Consider the following 23,630-nt stretch of genomic DNA (forward strand, 5'->3'; position numbering starts at 1 on the left):
TGTGGCTTGAGTCGCGCAAGGTGTTTCTGCGGCGCGGCAGGGATTTTCGGCGGAAATGTCACGGATGGCTCCACGTTATATGGGGTAAAATAATACCTAATTTATAAGGCATTGAAATTACATAATTTATTTGGGCTTGGATGTGTTGACCCGGGCGCGCCACTGACTATAACCCGTCCATCGCATCGGCGGTGCCACAACCGGCCCGTCGGCATCAAGACCAAAGATCAAGCACAAGGTTTTGCCTGACATGAAAACATTCTCTGCAACGCCTGCAGATATCGACAAGAAATGGATCCTGATCGACGCCGAGGGCGTTGTTCTGGGCCGTCTCGCCTCGATCATCGCAATGCGCCTGCGCGGTAAGCACAAGGCGAGCTTTACGCCCCATATGGACACTGGTGACAACGTGATCGTCATCAATGCCGACAAGGTGCAGCTTACCGGCAACAAGCGCAACAAGCCGAACTACTGGCACACCGGCCACCCGGGCGGCATCAAGAGCCGTACCACCGGCGAGATTCTCGAGGGCAAATACCCCGAGCGCGTCGTGATGCAGGCCGTCAAACGCATGCTGCCGGGCAACCGCCTGAGCCGCACGCTGATGACCAATCTGCGCGTCTATGCTGGTGGCGAGCATCCCCACGAGGCCCAGAGCCCCGAGGTGCTGGACGTCAAATCCATGAACTCCAAGAATACGCGGGTGGCTTACTGATGGCTGAAGAAATCAAATCCCTCGAAGGTCTGGAAGCTGTCGCAGGTGACGTGAGCGTCACCCCCGAGGCGATGGAAGACCCGCGCGAGCCCGTCCGCGACTCGCTTGGCCGTTCCTATGCGACAGGTAAGCGCAAGGATGCGGTTGCCCGTGTCTGGATCAAGCCCGGCTCGGGCAAGGTTGTCGTCAATGGCAAGCCGATCAACGAGTATTTCGCGCGCCCCGTGCTTCAGATGATCCTCAAGCAGCCGTTCACAGTTTCGGGCACCGAGGACCAGTTCGACGTGATGGCGACCGTAAAGGGCGGTGGTCTCTCGGGGCAGGCGGGTGCAGTCAAGCACGGCGTGTCCAAGGCACTGCAGCTTTATGATCCGTCCCTGCGCGGTGCGCTCAAGGCCGCCGGTTTCCTGACCCGCGACAGCCGCGTGGTGGAGCGCAAGAAATACGGCCGTGCCAAGGCGCGCAAGAGCTTCCAGTTCTCCAAGCGCTGATCCGGTTTCATACCGATATCAAAGGGCCACCCCGGCGGGTGGCCCTTTTTCGTTGGGGCGGGTCAGTCGAGCAATGTGCGCAGATACTGGCCATAGTCGTTCTTGCCGAACTGATCGGCGCGTTCGGCGATGGTCTCGGCATCGATCCAGCCGTTTTCAAAGGCGATCTCGTCGAGGCAGCCGGTTTGTAGGCCCTGGCGGGCCTGCAGGGTGCGCACGAAATTGCCCGCGTCGAGCAGGCTGCCATGGGTGCCTGTGTCGAGCCACGCATAGCCGCGCCCCATGGTCTCGACCTGTAGCTTGTTGGCCTTGAGATAGATTTCCAGAAGCGATGTGATCTCCAACTCGCCGCGCGGGGAGGGGCGCACCTCGCGCGCGAGGCGGGGCGCGTCGCGGTCGAGGAAATAGAGCCCGGTCACGGCGTAGCGCGACGGTGGATTGACCGGTTTCTCGATGATCTCTCGGGCGCGGCCATCGGCGTCGAAACCGACCACGCCGTAGCGTTCGGGGTCGGAGACGTGATAGCCGAAGACCGTGCCGCCGTCGCGCCGGGCATCGGCACCGGCCAGAAGCTGCGGCAGCCCGTGGCCGAAGAAGATATTGTCGCCCAGCACCATCGCCGAGGGTGCGCCGTCGAGGAAGTCTTCGGCCAGCGTGTAGGCCTGCGCCAGCCCGTCAGGGCTGGGTTGGGTGACATAGGTGAGTGAAATACCCCACTGGCTGCCGTCACCGAGCGCGGCGCGGAACTGCTCCTGATCCTGCGGTGTGGTGATCAGCGCGATATCGCGGATCCCCGCCAGCATCAGCACTGACAGCGGGTAATAGACCATCGGTTTGTCGTAAATCGGCAAAAGCTGTTTCGACAGGCCCATGGTGATCGGGTAGAGCCGCGTGCCGGAGCCGCCTGCTAGGATGATGCCTTTGCGGTCGCTCATGTCGGGGTCACTCCAATCTCGTTGAGAATATCGGGAAGGGCGGCGCGCCAGTCAGGACGGGTGAGACCGAATGCAGTCTCGGTCGTGCGACAATCGAGCCGGGAGTTGAGCGGGCGCGGGGCGGGGGTGGGATAGTCCGCTGTCGGAATGCCGGTGACGGTCACATGGCGCCCTGCGGCGGCAAAGATCGCTTCGGCGAAACCCTGCCAGGACACATCGGGTGCGCCCGAGAAATGGTAAGTGCCGGTGAGGGTCGGGTCAGCGGTGAGGCGGTTGGCAACGGTCAGGCAAGCCTCGGCTATATCGCCTGCCGGGGTCGGCCCGCCGATCTGGTCATTGACGATGGAAAGCGCGTCGCGTGTATCGGAGACGCGCAGCATGGTCTTGAGGAAATTGCTACCATGCGCGGAAAACACCCACGAGGTGCGCAGGATGGCATGCGCGGCGCCGGTGGCGCGAATGGCCGCTTCGCCCGCGAGTTTGCTGCGACCATAGGCGTTGAGCGGTGCGGTGGGGGCCTTTACGGCGCGCGGGGCATTGCCACTGCCGTCAAACACGTAATCTGTCGAGATATGGATCAGCGGGATGCCAAGCGTGGCGCAGGCGCGGGCCATGGCGGCGGGGGCGTCCGCGTTGATGCGGGTGGCCTGCGGTTCTTCGTCCTCGGCGCGGTCCACGGCGGTGTAGGCAGCGGCGTTGATCACCGCGCGCGGCGCGTGACGTTCAATGGCGAAGGCATAGGCGTCAGGATGGGCAAGATCAGCCTTGTCGCGCCCGAGGCAGAGTGCATGTGGTGCGCGGCGGGCGATCTCGGTGGCGACCTGCCCGGTTTGACCAAAGACCAGAAGGCTCATGCGCGGGTGCCCACCCGGCTGCCGACCCCGTCGAGGCTCAAGAGCGGCTGCCACCAGTCACGATTGTCGAGATACCACCGAACCGTGCGGCGCAGACCGGCCTCGACCGTGACCGAAGGCTGCCAGCCCAGTTCGCGGGTGATCCGGTCGGGGTCGATGGCGTAGCGGGCATCATGGCCGGGCCGGTCGGTGACGAAGTCGACGAGGTCGCGGTAGGGACCTGCGGCGCGGGGCTGCATCTCGTCCATGAGATCGCAGATCGTATGGACGAGGTCGATATTGCGCCGCTCGTTATGGCCGCCGACATTGTAGCTGCGGCCGGACTGGCCCTTGGCTACCGCGAGGAGCAGCGCGTCGGCGTGGTCTTCGACATAGAGCCAGTCGCGGACGTTCTCGCCACGCCCGTAGACCGGGATCGGCTGATCATGCAGGGCGTTGAGGATCACCTTCGGGATCAGCTTTTCAGGGAAGTGATAGGGGCCGTAGTTGTTGGAGCAGTTGGTCAGCACCACCGGCAGGCCGTAGGTGTGATGCCAGGCGCGCACGAGATGGTCCGAGGCCGCCTTGGAGGCCGAATAGGGGCTGCGTGGATCGTAGGGGGTGTCCTCGGTGAAAAGGCCGGTGGGGCCTAGACTGCCATAGACCTCATCGGTGGAAATATGGTGAAAGCGGAAACTCTCGGGACGGCCGGTACGTTGCCAATGAGCGCGCGCGGACTCGAGCAGGTTGTAGGTGCCGGTGATGTTGGTGTCGATGAAATCGCCCGGCCCGTCGATGGAGCGGTCGACATGGCTCTCGGCGGCAAGGTGCATGACCGCGTCGGGTGCTGTCTCCTCGATGATCCGGTCGAGCGCTGCGCGGTCTCGGATATCGGCGCGGACAAAGCGGTAAAGCGGGTTTTCAGCCACGTCGGCTACGTTTTCGGGGCGGCCCGCATAGGTCAAGGCGTCGAGATTGGTCACGTGGTGTCCCCGCGCCACGGCAAGGCGCACCACCGCCGATCCGATAAAGCCGCAGCCACCGGTCACCAGAAGCCGCATATCCTAGCCCTCCCAGGTGAAATAGGCGGGCAGGTCGCGCAGGCGCGGGGCGGCGGCGTCCTTGTCCGACAAGATGGGCGGGCCGTCGAGGCCCCAGTCGATCGCCAGATCCGGATCGTCAAAGCGCACCGCTGCATCGCAATCGGGCGCGTAGTAATCAGAGCATTTGTAGATGATCTCGGTCTCGGGCTGCCGCGTGACGAAGCCATGCAAAAAACCTTCTGGAACAAGCAGTTGACGGCCGTTCTCAAAGCTCAGATCGACGCCGAGCCAGCGCCCGTAGGTGGGGCTGCCGTGGCGAATATCGGCCACCACGTCCATCAATGCGCCGCGTCCGCAGCGCACCAGCTTGGCCTGTGCGTGTGGCGGGGTCTGAAAATGCAGCCCGCGCAGTGTGCCGGGTTCCATGGACAGGGAATGGTTGTCCTGCACGAAGTCGATCTCAATGCCATGCCCGGCCATGCGACGTCGATTCCAGCTTTCGGAAAAGAAGCCCCTCGCATCGCCGAACCGGTCCGGTTCGATGATCAGGACACCTGGTAATTCGGTTGGCAGAACCTGCACGCAGCGCTCTCCTTTTCACGTTCCGGCTTTGACTTAGCAAGGCTCGCCCGACTTGTCACGAGAAAGGGTTCAGGTGGTTTCGAAGTGGATATCGCCATCGGTGACGACGGCTGCGGTCAGCCGTCCGGAAGCGTAGGCCCCGGTATCTATGGCGACGCGGCCTTGATCCATGACGGGGTTCGAGACGATGGTGTGGCCATGAATGACCCAGACCCCGTCGCTGCGTGGTGTGGTCATGAAATCGGGATGCCCCCAACGCAGCACATGGCCGGGCTGAGCCTCAAGCGGCAGGGCTGGGTCGGCCCCGGCATGCACCACCGCGAGATTGCCCACGCGCCAGCCCGATTGCAGCCCATCGAGCCAGTCTATGAGCGGATCGCCCATCGCCTTGACGAGGGCATCGCGCACGGTGCGAAGCCGGTCATCGGAGCTGGTTTGGGTCAGTCCGGCGATGCCGAAACTGGCCATGGTCTGAAGCCCGCCATTGCGGAACCAGCGTCGGCCATATGTTTCCGGCTGTTGGATGAAGTTCAGCAGCATTTCCTCGTGGTTGCCCTTGAGGCAGATGATGTCGGGATTCGCATGCAGAATGCGCAAAACGTCGGCTGAATGGTCGCCGCGATCGACGTAGTCGCCGACGCAGATCACCTGCAGGTCGGGCTCGAGCCGCGCCAGCAGCTGTTCCAGCAGGTCGGCGCGGCCGTGAATATCGCCGATCGCCGCAAGCGGACTCAAGGGAGCCGGTCGGCCAAACTCGCAATGCATCTCGCGCGGAGTTGAGAACAGGGATTTCAGAAACTTCATCTGGTCTTTGTTGTGTCGCAATTATCGGGATGGATATATGTCAGCGGGTGCAGCACTTCTCGATGCTGCGCGGTAACGACGACCTGCGCCTCGATATCCGGGCCGGCCGCCAGGGCCGTCACCACCGGTGCCATCTTGATGGCCTCGGGGCGCGTTCCGAACACGGAAATCACCTTGATCATCTTGAGCAGTTCCTTTGAGTGGCTGGCTTCATAAGGCTGAGCGTTGAGGATCTAGGACGCATGGTATCCGCGGTACCACTCGACAAATCTGGCCACGCCATCGTGCAGTTCGGTGGCTGGCTGGTATCCTGTAAGAGCGCGGAGAAGTGAGGCGTCGGCCCATGTCGCCTGCATGTCGCCGGTCTGCATGGGCATCATGTTGCGCACGGCTTTGCGGTCCAGGGCCGCTTCGAGCGCGGCGATGAAATCCAGCAGCCTTACCTTGTCGGAATTGCCGATGTTGACCACGCGAAACGGGGCCGCAGAGCTCAGGCTGTCGCCATCGACGGCCGTTTCCGGCCCTCCCGGCACCGCGTCCATCAGCAGCCGGATACCGCGCACCAGATCGCCCACATAGGTGAAATCGCGCCACATGTCGCCATTGTTGTAGATGTCGATCGGCTCTCCGGCGAGGATCGCGCGGGTGAACTTGAAATACGCCATGTCAGGCCGTCCCCAGGGGCCGTAGACCGTGAAAAAGCGGAACATCGTTGTCGGCAGGCTGTGCAGATGCGCATAGGCATGGCCCATCGCCTCGGTCGCTTTCTTGGTCGCGGCATAGATCGTCAGGGGGGTGTCGGCCTTGTCCGTTTCCGTAAACGGCATCTGTGTGTTCGCGCCATAGACCGAGGAGGTCGATGCCATCAGAAGATGATCGACCTTGTTGGCGCGCGCGCATTCCAAGACATTGAACGTCCCGACGATGTTCGTCTCGACATAGGCGCGCGGTTCTTCAAGGCTGTAGCGTACCCCGGCCTGTGCTGCGAGATGGACGATGACATCGGGATCAAAATTCGCAATCGCAGCGGTCAAACTGTCGGCATCTTCTAGCATCGCTTCGGTTGCGCAGAACTGAGGATACGCTCGCAGGATGGCATGGCGCGCGATTTTGAGTTGCGGATCGTAATAGGGGGTCATCCCATCATACCCGTGCACCGCGAAACCTTCGTCCAAAAGCGCCTTTGCAAGGTGAAACCCGACAAATCCGGCGCTGCCTGTTACGACGATCTTCCTGGCGCGGACAGAATCATTCATGGTGCGGCCCCTCGACATTTGATGTTTCGTGAAGTTCATCCCGCAGGCTTTCGATCTCGGCCTTGAGCGTCTCGTATTCGGAGAGCTTCCGCGCCAAAAACCGCTTGGTAATCGCCGCTTTGCGGGAAACGCCCTTCGGCGTCAAAATGTAAGCGTATCGTCGCTTGTCTTGCGCGGCAGAGAAATTGCCGATTTTCACCAGCCCTTTTTCCATCAGCGCTTTCAACACGTAGTTGGTTCGCCCCAAGGCGATACCAAGCTGCGCGGCGAGCTCTCGTTGGCTGATGTCCGGGTTCTGTTCGAGAATGCGGAGCACCCGAAAATGGACATCTTCTTCGGCCGGTTTGCTCATGCGGCTGCCCACTCAGTCCGGTGCCCGATGATCATGCAATTCGCCTCGGAGGCACCGCATCCGCACCGCTACTCGAATCGGACGAGTGCGTGAAGGTGTTGAAACAGTTCAATTTTTCAATAGCAAGCGCCATTATTACAATACGCATACCGCAGTTCTCGGCGATGTGAAAGATGGACCGCCCTCGGCGGGCACACTACCGCTGTCACGTAGCCAGCCGGTCGGCAAGAACAGGGTCTTGGCGCGAGCCAGGGTAGCAAAAGTCAGCCGGCGGAGCGCGTGTTTTAGTCGTTGCGTCACATAAGTTTGCAACAAGAGGTTGCATGGCCGGTGATTTTCGTTCATTTCTGAACAAAACAGGATTTTGATTGATCATGCTCTCGCTCCGCTCCGATCAGTTCATCGCTGCCCCTTGGCATCTGGTGCTATGCAAACCGGGTCAGAACCATATCGCCTGCCGAAATCTTCGGGGTATGGGCTTTGATGTGTTCATGCCGTTGCATGTGAGCGACCGGAGGCGGCGAGGACGATTGCAACAGGAACCTATGCCTGTCTTCAAGGGCTATGTGTTCGTCAGCGCGGGGCAGGTCGCAGGTCAGTGGCACAAGTTGCGCTCCACCCCGGGCGTGGCGCAGCTCATCGGCTTTGCCGGCGGGGTGCCGGCACAGGTGCCCGCCAGCGTTGTCGCAGGGTTGATGGAGCGGTGCGACGCTGAAGGTTTGTTGCAGCCGGATCAGGATTTCGCCCGTGGGGAGCGCATCCGCATTACCAGCGGCCCCTTTGCGGATTTTGTCACCACCATCGAGCATGTCGATGCAGAAAGTCGCGTGCATGTGTTACTCGATCTTCTGGGCAGTAAGGCGCGCGTCGCGATAGATCCAGCCCGTATTGCCCGCGCAATCTGACCACCGCGCCCTCTGGACGCGCGCGGCTTGGAGGGGTAAGCCCCTGCGCAACAGGCTTGGCGCAAGGACAGACCATGACAGCATCCCCTCTCACGGACAAAGGCGCCATTCGCGGCACCGCAAGCCGGGTTCTTCGCGCCGAGGCTGAAGCGCTCGCCGCCATGGCCGATTGCCCGCCCGAAGGCTTTGCTCGCGCCGTTACACTGATGTTGGGTGCGCAAGGCCGGGTCATCGTTTCGGGTATGGGGAAATCGGGGCACATCGCGCGCAAGATCGCCGCTACGCTGGCCTCGACCGGCGCGCCCGCGCTTTTCCTGCATCCCGGCGAGGCAAGCCATGGCGATTTGGGAATGGTTACGGGGGGTGACGTCTGTCTGCTTTTGTCCAATTCCGGCGAGACCCGCGAGTTGTCGGACCTGATCCAGTATACCCGGCGGTTCGACATTCCGATGATCGCGATCACGCGGGTCAGTGACAGCACGCTGGCGCGGCAGGCCGATGTCGCGCTGATCCTGCCCGACATGCCCGAGGCCTGCGCCATCGGCATGGCCCCCACCACCTCGACCACCTGCGCATTGGCATTGGGCGATGCGCTTGCCGTGGCGCTGATGGAGGAGCGGGGGTTCGCGGCGGATGCGTTTCACGTCTTTCATCCCGGCGGCAAGCTGGGCGCGCAGTTCCTGCGGGTTAGCGATGTCATGCATAGCGGCGATGCGCTGCCGGTGGTCGCCCCTGATACTTCAATGGGTGAAACGCTGATCGAGATGAGTGCCAAGGGCTTTGGCATCGCCGCCGTGGTCGAGGGTGGTGCCCTGCGCGGGGCGATCACCGATGGTGACCTGCGCCGTAATCTCGACGGTTTGATGGGCTGCACCGCAGGACAGGTGGCCACATCCAGCCCTCGATTTGCCACGCCCGACATGCTCTTGTCCGAGACACTCGGGCTGATGAATCGCCATAAAATCGGCGCACTGTTTGTCGTCGACGAGGGCGGGCGGCTCTGTGGGCTGGTTCACATTCACGACTGTCTGCGTGCCGGGGTTGTCTGAGTCCCCGCCGACCAAAAGAGGATCGCCAAGACCATGACCAAGACTGTTTCAATCGGGGCGCTCGATATCGCCAACGACCGCCCTTTCGCCCTCATCTCGGGTCCCTGCCAGATGGAGAGCCTGGAGCATGCCCGCAAGATCGCGGGGAGCCTTGCTGAGACCTGTGCGCGGCTGGATATTCCGTTCGTGTTCAAGGCTAGCTATGACAAGGCCAATCGCTCGTCGCTTGGCGGTCAGCGGGGGCTCGGCATGGAAAAGGGCCTCGAATACCTCGCCGCGATCCGGGACGAGTTTGGCTGCCCGGTGCTTACGGATGTGCATGAGGCCGGTCATTGCGCCCCCGCCGCCGAGGTCTGCGACGTGCTGCAAATTCCTGCCTTTCTGAGCCGTCAGACGGATCTGCTTCTTGCCGCCGGGGCGACCGGACGCGTGATCAACGTCAAGAAGGGGCAGTTCCTCGCCCCTTGGGACATGGCCAATGTCGCGGCCAAGGTCGCTTCGACCGGGAATGAGAACATCATGCTCTGCGAGCGCGGTGCCAGCTTTGGCTATAACATGCTGGTCTCGGATATGCGCGCGCTGCCGATCATGGCTGATACGGGCTATCCGGTGATCTTCGACGCAACTCACTCGGTGCAATTGCCGGGGGGCAAGGGTGGCTCGTCGGACGGGCAGCGCCAATTCGTGGCGCCGCTCGCGCGTGCGGCGCTTGCCGTAGGGTGTGCCGGGCTTTTCATCGAGACCCATGACGACCCCGACAACGCCCCCTCGGACGGGCCCAACATGGTGCCGCTTGACGCGATGCCTGCACTGCTGGAGCGCCTGGTGCAAGTCGACCGGCTGATCAAGGCGAGCTGAACCCGGAGCCTGTGCCGACGTTGCAGACAAGGAGAGACCGATGTCGTTTTCCCTACCGCTTGACCCTGCGCAAATCCTGATCGGGGGCACATGGCGCGCCACGCCTGAGACCCTGCTGGTCGAGGACCCTTCCACGGGCGAAGAGATCGCTCGTATCGCGCGCGGGCAGGCGGCTGATATCGACGCCGCCGTCATAGCCGCACAGGATGCCCTTTTGGGCGACTGGGGCCGGTTTACGGCAGCGGAGCGAGGGCGCTGTCTCGCCCGGCTTGGCAGGCTTGTAGAAGAGCACGAAGACCTGTTGGCCGAGGTCGAGGCGCGGGACGTTGGCAAGCCGCTGGCGCAGGCGCGCGCCGATGCCCGCGCTCTTGCGCGCTATTGTGAATTCTACGGCGGGGCGGCGGATAAGGTGCATGGCACCACCATTCCCTATCTCGATGGCTATACCGTCTACACCCTGCGCGAGCCGCATGGTGTGACCGGACATATCGTGCCCTGGAATTACCCGATGCAGATCATCGGGCGTTCGGTCGGGGCGGCGCTGGCCATGGGCAATGCCTGCGTTCTGAAACCGGCCGAGGATGCCAGTCTCACGGCGCTGCTCTTTGCGCATCTTGCGCAGCAGGCGGGATTTCCGGCGGGCGCGCTCAACATCGTAACGGGATTGGGGAGCGAGGCGGGGGCGGCGCTCTCGGCGCATCCCGGCATTCAGCATCTGAGCTTCACCGGCTCGGTCGCCACGGGCTCTGCGGTGCAGATTGCGGCGGGGGCCAATGTGGTGCCGGTGACGCTGGAACTGGGCGGCAAATCCCCGCAAATAGTCTTTGCCGACGCCGATCTTGACGCGGCCCTGCCGTTTCTGGTCAATGCCGGGTTGCAGAACGCAGGCCAAACCTGTTCGGCGTCCTCGCGTATCCTCGTGCAACGCGCCGTGTTCGACGAGGTTGCGGCGCGCATGGCCGCCGCCTACGGGGCCAAGCGGATCGGTCCGGCGATGGAGGATCCGGGTATCGGCCCGCTGATCAACGCCACGCAAAAGGCCCGTGTTCAAGCCTATCTCGACCGTGCGGGTGATTTGCCCGTGATCGCTCAGGCCGAGCCGGGGGCCGATCTGCCCGGGGGTGGGCATTACGTGCCCGCCATGCTTTTTGGTCCGGTCGCGCCCGACCATCCGCTCGCCCAAGAGGAAATCTTTGGTCCGGTGCAGGTGATGATCCCGTTCGACACCGAGGACGAGGCGATAGCAATTGCAAACGGCACCGAGTACGGTCTTGTCGCCAGCGTCTGGACACGTGACGGCGCGCGCCAGATGCGGCTCGCACGCAAGGTGCGGGCAGGGCAGGTCTTTCTCAACAATTATGGGGCCGGCGGCGGGGTTGAATTGCCCTTTGGAGGGACCGGAAAATCCGGCCATGGCCGCGAAAAGGGGTTTGAGGCGCTCTATGGATTTTCGACGCTCAAGACTGTCGCAGCGCATCACGGATGAGGAAGTATCCGTGAGGATGAGGGAGTGATGGCCTGAATCGGACTTCGGATTGAAGCACCCGCGAGATAGACGGCCGAAGGCTGCCGCGCATCGGTAAGCCAGAGGCATGCTTCTGGATGACTCCGCCCCGACGGCACGGCGATTTTGCGACAACCTGCGCATCGCTTGGGTGTTTGCTTACGTGGCAGAGATAAATGTCTGACAAACAAGCGCCGGATCGCCGCACCACAGCCCATCGATGCGCGCCTCACGGCAATGATAGCATCAGGCCATTTCTACCCGAAAAACCACTTCCCAAATCCTGCGCTCTCGTGTCACTTGGCCCCAGACTGATCAAGGCGGAAAGGACATCACATGCGGCTCACTGGTAAGACGGCGATCGTGACGGGCGCGGGCTCAGGCTTTGGCGAAGGCATTGCCCGGCGGTTTCTGGAGGAAGGCGCGCAGGTGTTTGTCGTCGATATCAACGCCGAGGCCGCCGCGCGTGTGGCCGCAGCGCATGGCGGCATCGCCCATACCTGCGATGTCTCGGACGGCGCGCAGGTCGATGCGATGATCGCCGAGGCGCAGGCGCGCATGGGGCATGTGGACATCCTCGTCAACAACGCCGGTGTGACCCACATGCCCAGCTTTCTCGAGGATGTGACCGAGGCGGATTTCGACCGGGTCTTTGCGATCAACTGCAAATCGGTTTATCTCATCGCGCGCGCGCTCGTGCCGCAGATGAAGGCACGCGGGCAGGGGGCGATCCTCAACATCGCCTCGACCGCCGGGGTCTCGCCGCGCCCGCGCCTCAACTGGTACAACGCCTCCAAGGGCTGGATGATCACCGCGACCCGCACCATGGCCGTCGAACTGGCGCCCATGGGCATCCGCGTCAACGCGCTCAACCCGGTGGCGGGCGACACGCCGCTGCTCAAGAGCTTTCTGGGCGAGGACACCCACGAGATGCGCGAGAAATTCTTGTCTACGATTCCGCTCGGGCGGTTCTCCACCCCGCAGGATCTGGCCAATGCCGCGCTCTACCTCTGCTCGGATGAGGCCAGCATGGTCACCGGCGTCTGCATGGAGGTCGATGGCGGGCGCTGCATCTGAGCCTCAGGCGGTCGCCCCGGGGATCAGCCGGAAATCGACATTGGTCACGCGCGGCGGATTGCCCCCGGCCAGCCGGTCGAGCAGGTGGGTCGCGGCGACAAACCCGATATGTTCGCGCTGCGAGGCGATTGTGGTCAGCGGCTTGGGAAGCGCCTGCCCGATGCTCAGCCCGTTGAACCCGGCAAGCGCCAAATCCTCGGGCACCGCGATCCCCGCCGCCTGGCAGTGAAACGCGCCGCCCACGGCCATGTCGTCGTTGGAAAAGAACACCGCCTCGGGCGGGGTCTTGGCCTCGGCCAGCAGCCGCGCCAGCCCCTCGCGCCCCAAGGGCACCGTCGAGGGGCCGGGCAGGCACAGCACATCGCCAAGCGTCACGCCCACCTCGCTCAGCCCGTCGCGAAACCCGTCGAGCCGCTGCGTGGCGCGAAAATCCGTCTCGATCCCATGGCCGAGATAGGCAAAGCGCCGATAGCCGCGCCCGGCCAGATAATGCGCCATCGCCCGCCCCGCCCCGCGATGCGAAATCCCCACCGCCATGTCGGCGCTTTCGGCATCGACATCCATGATCTCGACCACCGGCAGATCGGCGGCCGTCAGCAGGCCGCGCGTGACATCGGTCTTGCGCGCGGGGGCGATCACCAGACCGGCGGGCCGCCACGACATGAGGTCGCGCAAGAGCCGCTCTTCGCGCAGCGGGTCATAGTTGGAAATGCCCAGGATCGGATGATAGCCATCGCCTTCCAACCGGTCCTCCAGTCCCTTGAGCACATCGGCAAAGACGATGTTCGACAGCGACGGAAGTATCACCCCCACCTGCCGTGACGCGGCCCCGGCCAGCGTTCCCGCGAGCCGGTTGGGCACGTAGTTGAGCGCGATGGCGGCGCGCTCCACCCGCTCGCGCGTGTCGCTTGCAACCGGGCCGTCGCGGCGCAGCGCGCGGCTTGCGGTGATTTCGCTCACCCCGGCGGCGCGGGCCACCTGCGACAGGGTGGGGCGGCGGGTCTGGGTGTCTTGGCGGTCGTCGTCCATCCCGGAAAAATGCGGCATTATGCTATCGCTGTCATTCCAAATCTGAGTCCCGCGTTACAATTTCAGTTTTTCCGTGACCGTATTGACAGCGCTATCATAAGCTGTATCCATCTCTCCAGACGCGACTGAACAGGCGTTCGCCCGCCGTTTGCGTCAAGGGAGAGGGCGAGGACATGGGCCCGGGGCATCGACCCGCAGGGCCGATAACAGGAGGAGTTTCATGAAACATTACGCATTCGGCGCGCTTGCCGCGCTTTCGCTCGCCACTGCAGGTCAGGCGCAGGAAAACATCGTCATCGGCCATTCGCTGTCACCGCAATCGCATTACGGCGTCGGCGCGCAGGCCTTCATCGACACGCTGACCGAGCTTTCGGGCGGCAGCTTCACCGGCGAGCAGGCTCCCGCGGGCCAGTTGGGCGGCGAACGTGACATGATCGAGGGGCTTCAGATCGGTTCGCTCGACGTGGTCATCACCTCCACCGGCCCCTTGGGCAACTTCGTGCCGCAGGTCTATGCGCTCGACCTTCCGTTCCTCTTTCGTGATTATGATCACGCACGCACCACGCTCGATGGCGAGATCGGGCAGGAATTGCTCGACGAGATCGGCAAGAACAACCTTGTCGGCCTCGCCTGGTCCGAGAACGGCTTTCGCCACGTGACCAACTCGCAGCGCCCGGTGCGCACGCCCGAGGATCTCGACGGGCTGAAGCTGCGGACGATGGAGAACCGCGTGCATATGGCCGCCTTCGAGGGCATGGGCGCCGCCCCCACACCGATGGCCTTTCCGGAACTCTTCGGCGCGCTGCAACAGGGCGTGGTCGACGGGCAGGAAAACCCGGTGACCGTGATCACCGCGTCGAAATTCTGGGAGGTGCAGAAATACGTCTCGCTCACCGGCCATGTCTATTCGCCCGCCGTGGTGCTGGCCTCGCCGATCCTGTTTGACGGGCTGACCGAGGAACAACAGGGCTGGTTCATGGAGGCTGCCAAAGCGTCCGCCGCCGCCACTCGCGCCGAGGTCAATCGGCTGGAACAGGCGGGCGTCGAAATGCTGCGCGAGAACGGCATGGAGGTGATCACCGATATCGACAAGGCCCCCTTCGCCAAGCTTGCCGCCGAAAGCTCCTACTCGGTCTACACCGACCAGTATGGCAGTGAGATGGTGGACCGCATCAAGGCCGTCGAATAACCTCCCTGTCACGGTAAGGGTCGGCGCGGGTCCTGCGCGTCGGCCCGTTTTCTTTCGAGAGGGCGGCGATGACACTCTTTCTCCGGTTCGAGGCGATCGCCACCGGCATCGCCCTGCGGCTCGCCATCGGCTTTCTGCTGATCGCGACCGCGCTCGCGCTTTATCAGGTCACCACGCGCTTCGTCTTCGGCCACCCCTCCACATGGTCCGAGGTGATCACCCGTTCGGCGATGATCTGGTCGGTCTTCCTCGGCGTCGCCCCGGCGTTTCGCGAGGGCACGATGATCGCCGTCGAGATCGTGCAACGCATCCTGTCACCGCGCCTCGGCTTCCTGCTCTACCTCGTCGCCTGCGGCCTGACCCTCACCTTCTTCGCAATCCTGTTCTGGCAGGGCTGGTCGATGACCGAGCGGGTCATGGGCCAGAAACTCGCAGCCCTTGAGATTTCCATCGCCTGGGTCTACGCCGCGCTGCCCGTGGGGTCGGTCTTCATCTTCATCGCCGTCCTCGGCTGCGCGCTGCGCGCGATCCGGTTCGGCGGGTTGCAGCCGGTGGAGACGGACGCATGAACCTCGCCCTTGCCCTGTCGCTTGCGATCTTCTTTCTGGCGGGCGTGCCGATTGCGGTGGCCATCGGTCTCGCCTCGGTCCTCGGGATTGAGGCGCATGGCCGCCTGCCGCTGCTCCTCGTGGCGCAACGCATGTTCACCGGGATCGACAGCTTTCCCCTAATGGCGATCCCGCTCTTCATCCTCGCGGGCAACCTGATGTCGGCGGGCGGGATATCTCACCGGTTGGTGGAACTGGCCAAATCCATAGTCGGCGGCATTCAGGGCGGGCTTGCGGCCTCCTGCGTGCTGACCTGTATGATGTTCGCGTCCGTTTCGGGCTCCTCGGTCGCCACCACCTTCGCCATCGGCGCGATCCTCATTCCGGCGATGGTCATGCATGGCTATCCCAAACCGCTCGCCGCCTCGGTGCAGGCAAGCTCCGCCGAGTTGGGCGTGCTAATCCCGCCCTCGATCCCGCTCATCCTTTATGGCGTGTCCACCGACACCTCCATCGGGCAGCTCTTCATTGCTGGAATAGGGCCGGGGGTGCTGGTCGCGGGTGCGCTGATGGCGCTGGTGCTGATCCTGTGCCGGGTGCGCGGCATCGGGCTCGAGGACGGGCGCAACCGGCCCCGTCTCGGCCCCGCGCTCAAATCCGCGCTGCCCGCTCTGATCGTGCCCTTCGTGATCCTGGGCGGCATCTATTCCGGCATCTTCACCCCGACCGAGGCAAGTGCCGCAGCCGTCGCGGCAGCGGTGATCGTCGGCATGGCCTTCTACCGCGAATTGCGTTTCGCCGACCTGCCGCAGATCCTCAAGAAAACCGTGCTCGCCACCTCGGCGATCATGCTGATCATCTCTGCGGCGGCGCTGTTTTCCTTCCTCATCACCCGCTCGGGCCTGCCGAATGAGATCGCCGCCTGGTTCAAGGACGTGTTCGAGAGCCGCATCGCCTTTCTTCTGGTGGTCAACCTGATGCTGCTGGTGATCGGCATGTTCATCGAGACCTCGGCGGCGATCCTCGTTCTGGCCCCGATCCTCACGCCCATCGCCATCAGCTACGGTGTCGATCCGGTGCATTTCGGGCTGGTGATCGTGGTCAATCTCGCGCTCGGCATGATCACCCCACCGCTCGGCGTCAACCTCTTTGCCGCCTGCGCCGTGGCCGACCTGCCGGTGGAGCGGATCATCCCGCAGCTGGCGTGGTTCGTGCTGACCGTTTTCGGCGCGCTGATGATCATCACCTATGTGCCGGCGATCACGCTCTGGCCGGTCGACCTGATACTGGGAGGCACACGATGACGCGGATCGTCCATTTCGCGGGGCTTGGCTCGATGGGGCTGGGCATGGCGCACTCGGCGCTGCGCGCAGGCCTTGAGGTGTACGGGTTCGACCCCGACCCGTTGCGCGTGGCCGCATTGACGGCGGCCGGGGGGCAGGCGCTCACGCCCGATAGCCCCGCAGCGGAGATCCTCGTCTGCGTCGTGCTCAACGCCGATCAGATGCGCGCGGCGCTCTTTGGCCCCGAGGGATGGGCGCGTCATCTGGCCCCCGGCGGCACGATCCTCGGCTGCGCCACCGTCCCGCCCGATTTCGCCCGCGAGATGGAGGGTGAGGCAACCCGCGCCGGTCTCCACTATCTCGACGCGCCGATTTCCGGCGGCGCCGCCAAGTCCGCCGAAGGCCGCCTGTCGATCATGGCCTCGGGCAGCGTAGAGGCGTTCGACGGCGCCGCCCCGGTGCTCGACGCCATGGCAGAAACCGTCCACCGCCTGGGCGATAGCGCAGGCGCAGGCTCGGCGATGAAGGCGGTCAACCAGTTGCTCGCGGGCGTGCATATCGCCGCCATGGGCGAGGCGCTCAGCTTCGCCGCCTCGCAGGGGCTCAATCTCGCGCGCGTGCTCGACATCATCTGCGTTTCCGCAGGCAACTCATGGATGTTCGAGAACCGCGCGCCGCATGTGATCGAGGCCGATTACACCCCGCGCTCGGCGATCACGATCTGGCCCAAGGATCTGGGCATCGTAACCGCCATTGCCGGGGTAGCAAACCTGCCCCTGCCGGTGACCGAGGCGGCATTGACGCAATACCGCGAGGCCGCCGCCGGTCTCGGGGCCGAGGATGACGCCGCCATCACCAAACACATCGCCGCCCGCGCGGGCGTGAAGCTGCCGGGGGACGGGTGATGCTCCTGGGCTGTATCGGCGACGATTTCACCGGCTCCGGCGATCTCGGCAACACGCTGGCCAAGGCAGGCATGCGCGCGGTGCAATATGTGGGCGTGCCTGATCGCCCCGCCGACAGCCATGTCGAGGCTGGGATCGTCGCGCTCAAATCCCGCTCCCTCCCGGTGGCCGAGGCGGTGGCGCAATCGCGTGCGGCACTCGACTGGCTGCGCGCGCAGGGCTGCACGCAGTACCTCTTCAAATACTGCTCCACCTTCGATTCCACCCGCGAGGGCAATATCGGCCCTGTGGCCGAGGCGCTGGCCGACGCCCTCGATGCCACCCGCGTGATCGTCTGCCCCGCCTTTCCGGCCACCGGCCGCTCGGTCTATCAGGGGCATCTTTTCGTGCAGGACCGCCTGCTCAATGAGAGCGGGATGCAGCATCACCCGCTCACCCCAATGACCGACCCCGACATTCGCCGCTGGCTGGGCCATCAGGTGCGCGGCAGCGTCGGCCATGTCGCGGCAGGCGTGGTGGGGCAGGGGGCAGAAGCCGCCCGCGCGGCGCTCGACACGGAACACGCCAAGGGCCATCGCCTGATCGTCGCTGATGCCATAACCGACGCCGATCTCGTCACCCTCGGGCAGGGGGCGGCGGATCTGCCGCTGATTACCGGCGGCTCGGGCATAGCCATGGGCTTGCCCGGCAATTTCCGCGCGCGCGGTCTGCTCTCGGGCAGTGCCGCCACGTGGCGCGGGCAGGCGGGGCCGGTGGTGGCGCTGTCGGGTTCCTGCTCTGCGGTCACGCGCGATCAGGTTGCCCGCCACGCCGCCCGCCACCCGGCGCAAGAGATCGAGGCAGCCGCGCTCATGGCCGGAGAGATCGACGCCGAGGCGCTGGCCGATTGGGCGATGGCGCAGGACGGCATTCCGCTGCTCTACTCGTCTGCCGATCCCGATGCCGTTCGGCGCGCACAGAACCGCTTCGGCACGACAGAGGTCGCGACCCGGATCGAGGCGCTCTTCGCCACGCTCGCACGCACCCTCGTCGCGCGCGGCGTGACCCGCCTCATCAGCGCGGGTGGCGAGACATCGGGTGCGGTGGTCGAGGGTTTGCGCCTCGCCCAACTCGAGATCGGCCCCGAGATCGCCCCCGGCGTGCCGATGATGCGCGCGGGCGACGCCCTTGTTGTCGCGCTCAAATCCGGCAATTTCGGCGGGCCGGAGTTCTTCACTGACGCCGCCCGCATGATGGAGGCCCCGCAATGAGCGACAGCGAACTGCGTGAGGATATCTGCTCCTGGGCGAAATCCCTCTTTGACCGTGGCCTGACCGGCGGTGCCTCGGGCAATATCTCGGTGCGGACCGGCGATGGCGGGCTTCTGGTCACCCCCACCGGCGTCAGCATGGGGCGGCTCGACCCGGCCCGCCTCAGCCGGTTTGATGCGACGGGGCGGCACATCTCGGGCGATGCGCCGACCAAAGAAATGCCCCTGCATTCCGCGTTTTACGAGACCCGGCGCAGCGCGGGCGCGGTGGTGCATCTGCATTCCACCCATTCCGTCGCCCTCTCGATCCTGCCCGAAACCGACCCCGAGAACGCCGTGCCGCCGCTCACCGCTTATGCGGTGATGCGGGTCGGCAAGGTGGCGCTCCTGCCGTTCTTCGTGCCCGGCGATGCGGGCATGGCCGAGGCGATCCGTGGCCTTGCCGGGCGGCGCGCGGCGGTGCTCCTGGCCAATCACGGCCCCGTGGTGGCCTCAAAGGATCTGGAGGCGGCGGTCTTCGCCATGGAGGAACTGGAAGAGACCGCGAAATTGGCACTTCTCCTGCGCGGGACCGGCGCGCAACCGCTCGATGCGGATCAGATCGGCCAGGTGGTGCGCAAGTTCGAGGTGGATTGGGACTGATGCGCTTTTCCGCCAATCTCGGATTTCTGTTTACCGACCGACCCTTGCCCGATGCGATCCATGCCGCCCATGCGGCGGGGTTCGACGCGGTGGAATGCCACTTCCCCTATGACAGCGATCCGGGCGCGGTGCGCGCGGCGCTCGACGTCACCGGGCTTCCGATGCTGGGGCTCAACACCTGGCCGGGCAACCGGGAGGCGGGTGATTTCGGGCTGGCCGCTGTGCCTGGGCGCGAGGCGGAGGCGCGTAGCGTGATCGCGCAGGCGGTGGAGTATGCGCAGGCCATCGGCGCGGGGGCTGTGCATGTCATGGCCGGGCGCAGCGACGGCGGGACGGCGGCCGAGGCCGCGTTTCGCGCCAATCTCGCCCATGCCTGCGACCTGGCCGCGCCGCATGGCATCGAAATCCTGATCGAGCCGATCAATCAGCGCGACGTGCCGGGCTATCACCTGTCGCACTCCGCCCATGCCACCGAGGTGATTGCCGCGCTCGATCGCCCCAACCTGGCGCTGATGTTCGACTGTTATCACCTGCAAATCATGGAGGGCGATCTGGCCAGTCGGTTCGAGGCGCTGTTACCACTTATTGGTCATGTGCAGATCGCGGGCGTGCCGGATCGCGGTGCGCCAGACCGGGGTGAGTTGGATTACCGCTGGTTGCTCGCGCGCATGGCCGATTTGGGTTGGGATCGCCCGATAGGCGCCGAATACCGTCCCGGACCCGAGGGGACCGAGGCGTCGCTCGGCTGGCTTGATCACTTTCGCGGGCTTTGATCTGTCCGCGTCCTGCCATGCCGCTGCGACACCTTGCGACGCCTCGGGTCATGCACTATGAGAGCGCATCGGCAAGGGGCAGTTTCCGCCCCGCTTTACCGCTAGCGACGGAGGTCCCATGGCGCGGCGCAAGAAAATCTACGAAGGCAAGGCCAAGACGCTCTATGAAGGGCCCGAACCGGGCACCATCATCCAGTATTTCAAGGATGACGCCACCGCCTTTAACGCCGAGAAGAAGGCCACCATCGAGGGCAAGGGCGTGCTCAACAACATGCTCTCGGAATATTTCATGACCGGGCTGAACAATATCGGTGTGCCGACGCATTTCATCAAGCGCATCAACATGCGCGAACAACTGGTGCGCGCGGTTGAAATCATCCCGCTCGAGGTGATCGTGCGCAACTATGCCGCCGGGTCGATGGCCAAGCGCCTCGGCATCGAGGAAGGCACGCAACTGCCGCGCCCGATCGTCGAATACTGCCTCAAGGATGACAAGCTGGGTGACCCGCTGGTGACCGAGGAACATATCGCCGCCTTCGGCTGGGCCAGCCAGCAGGACATGGACGATATCCTCAGCCTTGCGCTGCGGGTCAATGATTTCATGGCCGGTGTGATGTTCGGTGTGGGTATCAAGCTCGTCGACTTCAAGATCGAGGTGGGCCGCGTCTATGACGGCGATTTCCAGCGCCTGATCGTGGCCGATGAGATCAGTCCCGACAGCTGCCGTTTGTGGGATATCGAGACTGGGCAGAAGCTCGACAAGGACGTGTTTCGCCGTGATCTGGGCTCGCTCACCGATGCCTATACCGAGGTCGCCACCCGTCTGGGCGTGATGCCGAAGTCGAACGCTCCCATCACCCGCCCGACGCTGATCAACTGAAAGGGACCAGACCCATGAAGGCACGCGTGCATGTCATGCTCAAATCAGGCGTTCTCGACCCGCAGGGCGAGGCGGTGCGCCATGCGCTCGGATCGCTCGGTTTCGAGGGCGTCCAAGGGGTGCGGCAGGGCAAGGTGATCGAGATCGACCTGGCCGAGACCGATGCCGCCAAGGCCGAGGCCGTGGTGACCGAGATGTGCGAGAAGCTGCTCGCGAATACCGTGATCGAGAGCTATTCGGTGGAGTTGGGCTGATGCACGCTGCCGTCATCGTCTTTCCCGGTTCCAACTGTGACCGCGACCTTGCCGTGGCGTTCGAGCGTGCGGGAGCGCGTGTTTCGATGGTCTGGCACAAGGACACGTCGATGCCCGAGGGCGTCGACATAATCGGCGTGCCGGGCGGCTTTTCCTACGGCGATTACCTACGCTGCGGCGCGATTGCCGCGAATTCGCCGATTTGCCGCGCGGTCGTGGCGCATGCCGACAGGGGCGGCTATGTTCTCGGGGTCTGCAACGGCTTTCAGATCCTGACTGAAACCGGCATCCTGCCGGGAGCGCTGCTGCGCAATGCAGGCCTGAAATATGTCTGCAAGCCGGTGGATCTTCATGTCACCACCGACCAGAGCGCCTTTATACAAGGCTATACGGCGGGCAGCACCATCACCGTGCCCATTGCCCACCATGACGGCAATTATTTCGCCGACGAGGCGACGCTTGACCGGCTTCAGGCCGAAGATCGGGTTGCCTTTACTTATGCGCGCAACCCCAACGGATCGGCCCGCGATATCGCGGGGATTCTGTCGAAAAATCGCCGCGTCCTCGGCATGATGCCGCATCCCGAACGCATGGCCGAACCGCTGCATGGCGGCAGCGACGGGGCGGCGATGTTTGCCGGGCTTGTGCAACAGCTTGCCGACGCCTGAACCACGGCGCTTGAGGGCCGGGGCCTCTGGCCGTAATCTGCGATAATGAGAACCTCGCTGCCCAAACACAATACACCCCGCACGCGTGCCATTTCGTGGCGCGCGCGGGTGGTGCTTTTCGGGCTTTTTCTGATTGCGGTTGCGGTGGTGTTCACCACAAACCGCCTGCTCACCGACCGTTTCACCGAGAACACGCGCAACCGCGCCGAACTGCGCCTTGTGCTGTATTCCGGCAACCTTCTATCGGAGTTGCGGCAGAACGCCATCGTGCCGCAACTGCTGGCGCGGGATCCCGCCCTGATTTCGGCGCTGAACACGCAGGATTATGCACAGTCCACGCAGCGCCTGCTCTCCTTTCTCGAGGAGATCGGCGCCGCCTCGCTCATGCTTCTGGACAAGGACGGGCGCGCGGTTGCCACGACCGAACGCAACCGGCTGGGCGAAAACCATAAGCAGGCCGCCTATTACGTCGATGCGCTGCGCTCGCGCGATACGGTGTTCAAGGTCTTGCAGGACGAGGCGGGGCAATACAACTTCACCTATTCGCGCCGGATCGACACCCAGAATGGCGTGCTTGGCGTGATCGTTGTCGCGGTCGATCTGCGCAAATACGAACGGGCTTGGGCGGGTATCTCAGATGCGGTGATGGTCACTGATTCCGAGGGCCGGATCATCCTTGCGACCGAACCCCGCTGGCGCGGGCTGACGGAAGGTGAGGCGCTCGCGCGGGAGCCGGCCAGCAGCGCCATCCAGCGCGCGATTCAGGCGACCTCCGACTGGACCGCGCTGCCCGCCGACGCCTATGTGCGCGGTGAGGCGGTGATGCGGGTCGAGGGGCGCGTGGCGTTTCGCGGCTGGCGCATCGCCAGTTTCACAACCTATGCCGCCGTGCGCGACAAGGTGAACGGGTATCTCGCGCTCGAAATCATGGGATTCGCGATTCTTCTGGCGCTCGCGTTCTATTTCCTGAACCGGAAGGCGGCGCTGCGTGTGGCGCTCTTTCAGCGCGAGTCGGCGGAGCTTCGCGCATTGAACGCACGTCTGCAGCGGGAAATCGCCGAACGCCAGAGGGTACAGGAAAACCTCGCCCAAGCCGAACAGACGCTCCAGCAGAGCTCCAAGCTTGCCGTGCTGGGCGAGATGTCGGCGGCCGTGAGCCACGAACTCAATCAGCCGCTGGCGGCGATGAAAACCTATCTCGCGGGCGCGCGCATGCTGCTGACGCGCAACCGGCCCGACGAGGCGTTAACCTCGTTCCAGCGGATCGACGACCTGATCGAGCGGATGGGCGCGATCACCAAGCAGCTCAAATCCTATGCGCGTCAGTCGGGCGACACGTTTTCCCCTGTAAACATGGGCGATGCGGTGGCCTCGGCACTTGCCATGATGGAGCCGCAACTGCGCCAGCGCAAGATCACCATCACCCGCACCCTTCCGGATCAGCCGGTGATGATCATGGGCGACCGCGTGCGCGTGGAGCAGGTGATCATCAATCTTCTGCGCAACGCCATCGACGCCACCGAGACGGTGCCCGATGCTGGCATCGATATCCTGCTCGCGGCGGGTGAGACGGCAGTACTGACGGTGCGCGACAACGGCCATGGGATCGGCGATTTCAAGAACCTGTTCGAGCCCTTCTACACCACCAAGCAGCCCGGCGACGGTGTCGGTCTGGGGCTTGCCATTTCTTCGGGGATCGTGAACGACCTAGGCGGGCGTTTGGTGGCGCGCAATGCACCGGATGGGGGGGCTGTATTCGAGGTCCAGCTTCCCATATTGCCAGAAGAGACCCGAGCAGCGGAGTGA

Annotated in this window: 27 protein-coding genes; 18 read left to right on the forward strand and 9 right to left on the reverse strand. The window is 64.0% G+C overall.

The genetic code is table 11. The annotated features are described in order from the left end of the window. The first annotated feature begins 250 nt into the window (after positions 1–250). Positions 251–715, forward strand: coding sequence for a 50S ribosomal protein L13 (gene rplM, locus BMX04_RS00990; RefSeq protein WP_050661799.1), 465 nt, complete (start codon positions 251–253; stop codon positions 713–715). After that, positions 715–1,206 (forward strand): 30S ribosomal protein S9, encoded by a 492-nt coding sequence (gene rpsI, locus BMX04_RS00995; RefSeq protein WP_050661798.1) that lies wholly within the window; start codon positions 715–717, stop codon positions 1,204–1,206. Before rplM ends, rpsI begins: the two co-directional genes overlap by 1 nt. A gap of 62 nt (positions 1,207–1,268) precedes the next feature. Here the strand turns inward: rpsI and rfbA are convergent, their stop codons facing one another. From rfbA to BMX04_RS01035, 8 genes are all read right to left on the reverse strand, one after another. After that, positions 1,269–2,141 carry a glucose-1-phosphate thymidylyltransferase RfbA gene (gene rfbA / locus BMX04_RS01000; RefSeq protein ID WP_074784417.1) on the reverse strand — a complete coding sequence of 291 codons (873 nt, stop codon included), beginning with the start codon at positions 2,139–2,141 and terminating at the stop codon, positions 1,269–1,271. Beyond that, positions 2,138–2,995, reverse strand: coding sequence for a dTDP-4-dehydrorhamnose reductase (gene rfbD / locus BMX04_RS01005; protein WP_074784420.1), 858 nt, complete (start codon positions 2,993–2,995; stop codon positions 2,138–2,140). The genes rfbA and rfbD overlap by 4 nt, the downstream gene beginning before the upstream one ends. Beyond that, positions 2,992–4,035 carry a dTDP-glucose 4,6-dehydratase gene (gene rfbB, locus BMX04_RS01010; RefSeq protein WP_074784423.1) on the reverse strand — a complete coding sequence of 348 codons (1,044 nt, stop codon included), beginning with the start codon at positions 4,033–4,035 and terminating at the stop codon, positions 2,992–2,994. Before rfbB ends, rfbD begins: the two co-directional genes overlap by 4 nt. Positions 4,036–4,038: 3 nt before the next feature. Beyond that, positions 4,039–4,599 (reverse strand): dTDP-4-dehydrorhamnose 3,5-epimerase, encoded by a 561-nt coding sequence (rfbC, locus tag BMX04_RS01015; RefSeq protein ID WP_074784426.1) that lies wholly within the window; start codon positions 4,597–4,599, stop codon positions 4,039–4,041. Positions 4,600–4,668: 69 nt separating this feature from the next. After that, the gene (locus BMX04_RS01020; protein WP_244888444.1) at positions 4,669–5,403 is read right to left on the reverse strand and encodes a metallophosphoesterase; all 735 of its coding nucleotides are present in this window, start codon (positions 5,401–5,403) and stop codon (positions 4,669–4,671) included. Beyond that, complete coding sequence (locus BMX04_RS01025; protein WP_074784429.1) at positions 5,400–5,585, reverse strand: hypothetical protein; 186 nt, start codon at positions 5,583–5,585, stop codon at positions 5,400–5,402. Before BMX04_RS01025 ends, BMX04_RS01020 begins: the two co-directional genes overlap by 4 nt. Before the next feature lie 51 nt (positions 5,586–5,636). After that, complete coding sequence (locus BMX04_RS01030) at positions 5,637–6,659, reverse strand: NAD-dependent epimerase/dehydratase family protein (protein ID WP_074784432.1); 1,023 nt, start codon at positions 6,657–6,659, stop codon at positions 5,637–5,639. Next, positions 6,652–7,011 carry a MarR family EPS-associated transcriptional regulator gene (locus tag BMX04_RS01035; RefSeq protein ID WP_074784435.1) on the reverse strand — a complete coding sequence of 120 codons (360 nt, stop codon included), beginning with the start codon at positions 7,009–7,011 and terminating at the stop codon, positions 6,652–6,654. The genes BMX04_RS01030 and BMX04_RS01035 overlap by 8 nt, the downstream gene beginning before the upstream one ends. 374 nt (positions 7,012–7,385) lie before the next feature. On the opposite strand from BMX04_RS01035, the gene nusG reads away from it, so the two are divergent. The 5 genes from nusG (at position 7,386) to BMX04_RS01060 (ending at position 12,404) form a co-directional block, all read left to right on the forward strand. Beyond that, entirely contained in the window at positions 7,386–7,916 is a 531-nt protein-coding gene (gene nusG / locus BMX04_RS01040) for a transcription termination/antitermination protein NusG (protein ID WP_074784693.1), read from the forward strand. A gap of 74 nt (positions 7,917–7,990) precedes the next feature. After that, positions 7,991–8,965, forward strand: a complete 975-nt coding sequence (locus BMX04_RS01045) for a KpsF/GutQ family sugar-phosphate isomerase (RefSeq protein WP_050661790.1) — start codon at positions 7,991–7,993, stop codon at positions 8,963–8,965. 33 nt (positions 8,966–8,998) lie between these two features. After that, positions 8,999–9,823 carry a 3-deoxy-8-phosphooctulonate synthase gene (kdsA, locus tag BMX04_RS01050; RefSeq protein WP_074784438.1) on the forward strand — a complete coding sequence of 275 codons (825 nt, stop codon included), beginning with the start codon at positions 8,999–9,001 and terminating at the stop codon, positions 9,821–9,823. Positions 9,824–9,863: 40 nt separating this feature from the next. Next, positions 9,864–11,309, forward strand: coding sequence for an aldehyde dehydrogenase family protein (locus BMX04_RS01055; protein WP_074784441.1), 1,446 nt, complete (start codon positions 9,864–9,866; stop codon positions 11,307–11,309). 354 nt (positions 11,310–11,663) lie between these two features. Continuing rightward, positions 11,664–12,404, forward strand: coding sequence for an SDR family oxidoreductase (locus tag BMX04_RS01060; protein WP_074784444.1), 741 nt, complete (start codon positions 11,664–11,666; stop codon positions 12,402–12,404). A gap of 3 nt (positions 12,405–12,407) precedes the next feature. On the opposite strand, the gene BMX04_RS01065 is transcribed toward BMX04_RS01060, so the two are convergent. After that, on the reverse strand, positions 12,408–13,433 hold the full coding sequence (locus BMX04_RS01065; RefSeq protein ID WP_074784695.1) for a LacI family DNA-binding transcriptional regulator: 1,026 nt from the start codon (positions 13,431–13,433) through the stop codon (positions 12,408–12,410). Between the two features lie 220 nt (positions 13,434–13,653). On the opposite strand from BMX04_RS01065, the gene BMX04_RS01070 reads away from it, so the two are divergent. The 11 genes from BMX04_RS01070 (at position 13,654) to BMX04_RS01120 (ending at position 23,630) form a co-directional block, all read left to right on the forward strand. Next, positions 13,654–14,622 carry a TRAP transporter substrate-binding protein gene (locus BMX04_RS01070; protein ID WP_074784447.1) on the forward strand — a complete coding sequence of 323 codons (969 nt, stop codon included), beginning with the start codon at positions 13,654–13,656 and terminating at the stop codon, positions 14,620–14,622. 68 nt (positions 14,623–14,690) lie between these two features. Further along, positions 14,691–15,191 (forward strand): TRAP transporter small permease, encoded by a 501-nt coding sequence (locus tag BMX04_RS01075; RefSeq protein WP_074784450.1) that lies wholly within the window; start codon positions 14,691–14,693, stop codon positions 15,189–15,191. Then, complete coding sequence (locus BMX04_RS01080; RefSeq protein WP_074784453.1) at positions 15,188–16,474, forward strand: TRAP transporter large permease; 1,287 nt, start codon at positions 15,188–15,190, stop codon at positions 16,472–16,474. The genes BMX04_RS01075 and BMX04_RS01080 overlap by 4 nt, the downstream gene beginning before the upstream one ends. Then, entirely contained in the window at positions 16,471–17,358 is an 888-nt protein-coding gene (ltnD, locus tag BMX04_RS01085) for an L-threonate dehydrogenase (RefSeq protein ID WP_074784456.1), read from the forward strand. Before BMX04_RS01080 ends, ltnD begins: the two co-directional genes overlap by 4 nt. Continuing rightward, the gene (gene otnK, locus BMX04_RS01090) at positions 17,358–18,608 is read left to right on the forward strand and encodes a 3-oxo-tetronate kinase (protein WP_074784459.1); all 1,251 of its coding nucleotides are present in this window, start codon (positions 17,358–17,360) and stop codon (positions 18,606–18,608) included. The genes ltnD and otnK overlap by 1 nt, the downstream gene beginning before the upstream one ends. Next, entirely contained in the window at positions 18,605–19,249 is a 645-nt protein-coding gene (gene otnC, locus BMX04_RS01095; RefSeq protein ID WP_074784462.1) for a 3-oxo-tetronate 4-phosphate decarboxylase, read from the forward strand. Before otnK ends, otnC begins: the two co-directional genes overlap by 4 nt. Beyond that, positions 19,249–20,022: a hydroxypyruvate isomerase family protein gene (locus BMX04_RS01100; protein ID WP_074784465.1), complete on the forward strand. Its 774-nt coding sequence runs from the start codon at positions 19,249–19,251 to the stop codon at positions 20,020–20,022. The genes otnC and BMX04_RS01100 overlap by 1 nt, the downstream gene beginning before the upstream one ends. A gap of 118 nt (positions 20,023–20,140) precedes the next feature. Next, on the forward strand, positions 20,141–20,902 hold the full coding sequence (gene purC / locus BMX04_RS01105) for a phosphoribosylaminoimidazolesuccinocarboxamide synthase (RefSeq protein ID WP_050661779.1): 762 nt from the start codon (positions 20,141–20,143) through the stop codon (positions 20,900–20,902). Between the two features lie 14 nt (positions 20,903–20,916). Further along, the gene (gene purS, locus BMX04_RS01110) at positions 20,917–21,156 is read left to right on the forward strand and encodes a phosphoribosylformylglycinamidine synthase subunit PurS (RefSeq protein WP_074784469.1); all 240 of its coding nucleotides are present in this window, start codon (positions 20,917–20,919) and stop codon (positions 21,154–21,156) included. Next, positions 21,156–21,824: a phosphoribosylformylglycinamidine synthase subunit PurQ gene (gene purQ, locus BMX04_RS01115; protein ID WP_074784472.1), complete on the forward strand. Its 669-nt coding sequence runs from the start codon at positions 21,156–21,158 to the stop codon at positions 21,822–21,824. Before purS ends, purQ begins: the two co-directional genes overlap by 1 nt. A gap of 45 nt (positions 21,825–21,869) precedes the next feature. Continuing rightward, entirely contained in the window at positions 21,870–23,630 is a 1,761-nt protein-coding gene (locus tag BMX04_RS01120) for a sensor histidine kinase (RefSeq protein ID WP_074784475.1), read from the forward strand.

Origin of the sequence: Roseovarius tolerans (genome assembly GCF_900109855.1) — a bacterium.
Classification (GTDB): domain Bacteria; phylum Pseudomonadota; class Alphaproteobacteria; order Rhodobacterales; family Rhodobacteraceae; genus Roseovarius; species Roseovarius tolerans.

Bases quoted from the DNA above. Each gene is read 5' to 3' on its own strand.
- rplM (WP_050661799.1), top strand. From the start codon at position 251: ATGAAAACATTCTCTGCAACGCCTGCAGATATCGACAAGAAATGGATC.
- rpsI (WP_050661798.1), top strand. From the start codon at position 715: ATGGCTGAAGAAATCAAATCCCTCGAAGGTCTGGAAGCTGTCGCAGGT.
- rfbA (WP_074784417.1), bottom strand. From the start codon at position 2,141: ATGAGCGACCGCAAAGGCATCATCCTAGCAGGCGGCTCCGGCACGCGG.
- rfbD (WP_074784420.1), bottom strand. From the start codon at position 2,995: ATGAGCCTTCTGGTCTTTGGTCAAACCGGGCAGGTCGCCACCGAGATC.
- rfbB (WP_074784423.1), bottom strand. From the start codon at position 4,035: ATGCGGCTTCTGGTGACCGGTGGCTGCGGCTTTATCGGATCGGCGGTG.
- BMX04_RS01020 (WP_244888444.1), bottom strand. From the start codon at position 5,403: ATGAAGTTTCTGAAATCCCTGTTCTCAACTCCGCGCGAGATGCATTGC.
- BMX04_RS01025 (WP_074784429.1), bottom strand. From the start codon at position 5,585: ATGATCAAGGTGATTTCCGTGTTCGGAACGCGCCCCGAGGCCATCAAG.
- BMX04_RS01030 (WP_074784432.1), bottom strand. From the start codon at position 6,659: ATGAATGATTCTGTCCGCGCCAGGAAGATCGTCGTAACAGGCAGCGCC.
- BMX04_RS01035 (WP_074784435.1), bottom strand. From the start codon at position 7,011: ATGAGCAAACCGGCCGAAGAAGATGTCCATTTTCGGGTGCTCCGCATT.
- nusG (WP_074784693.1), top strand. From the start codon at position 7,386: ATGCTCTCGCTCCGCTCCGATCAGTTCATCGCTGCCCCTTGGCATCTG.
- BMX04_RS01045 (WP_050661790.1), top strand. From the start codon at position 7,991: ATGACAGCATCCCCTCTCACGGACAAAGGCGCCATTCGCGGCACCGCA.
- kdsA (WP_074784438.1), top strand. From the start codon at position 8,999: ATGACCAAGACTGTTTCAATCGGGGCGCTCGATATCGCCAACGACCGC.
- BMX04_RS01055 (WP_074784441.1), top strand. From the start codon at position 9,864: ATGTCGTTTTCCCTACCGCTTGACCCTGCGCAAATCCTGATCGGGGGC.
- BMX04_RS01060 (WP_074784444.1), top strand. From the start codon at position 11,664: ATGCGGCTCACTGGTAAGACGGCGATCGTGACGGGCGCGGGCTCAGGC.
- BMX04_RS01065 (WP_074784695.1), bottom strand. From the start codon at position 13,433: ATGGACGACGACCGCCAAGACACCCAGACCCGCCGCCCCACCCTGTCG.
- BMX04_RS01070 (WP_074784447.1), top strand. From the start codon at position 13,654: ATGAAACATTACGCATTCGGCGCGCTTGCCGCGCTTTCGCTCGCCACT.
- BMX04_RS01075 (WP_074784450.1), top strand. From the start codon at position 14,691: ATGACACTCTTTCTCCGGTTCGAGGCGATCGCCACCGGCATCGCCCTG.
- BMX04_RS01080 (WP_074784453.1), top strand. From the start codon at position 15,188: ATGAACCTCGCCCTTGCCCTGTCGCTTGCGATCTTCTTTCTGGCGGGC.
- ltnD (WP_074784456.1), top strand. From the start codon at position 16,471: ATGACGCGGATCGTCCATTTCGCGGGGCTTGGCTCGATGGGGCTGGGC.
- otnK (WP_074784459.1), top strand. From the start codon at position 17,358: ATGCTCCTGGGCTGTATCGGCGACGATTTCACCGGCTCCGGCGATCTC.
- otnC (WP_074784462.1), top strand. From the start codon at position 18,605: ATGAGCGACAGCGAACTGCGTGAGGATATCTGCTCCTGGGCGAAATCC.
- BMX04_RS01100 (WP_074784465.1), top strand. From the start codon at position 19,249: ATGCGCTTTTCCGCCAATCTCGGATTTCTGTTTACCGACCGACCCTTG.
- purC (WP_050661779.1), top strand. From the start codon at position 20,141: ATGGCGCGGCGCAAGAAAATCTACGAAGGCAAGGCCAAGACGCTCTAT.
- purS (WP_074784469.1), top strand. From the start codon at position 20,917: ATGAAGGCACGCGTGCATGTCATGCTCAAATCAGGCGTTCTCGACCCG.
- purQ (WP_074784472.1), top strand. From the start codon at position 21,156: ATGCACGCTGCCGTCATCGTCTTTCCCGGTTCCAACTGTGACCGCGAC.
- BMX04_RS01120 (WP_074784475.1), top strand. From the start codon at position 21,870: ATGAGAACCTCGCTGCCCAAACACAATACACCCCGCACGCGTGCCATT.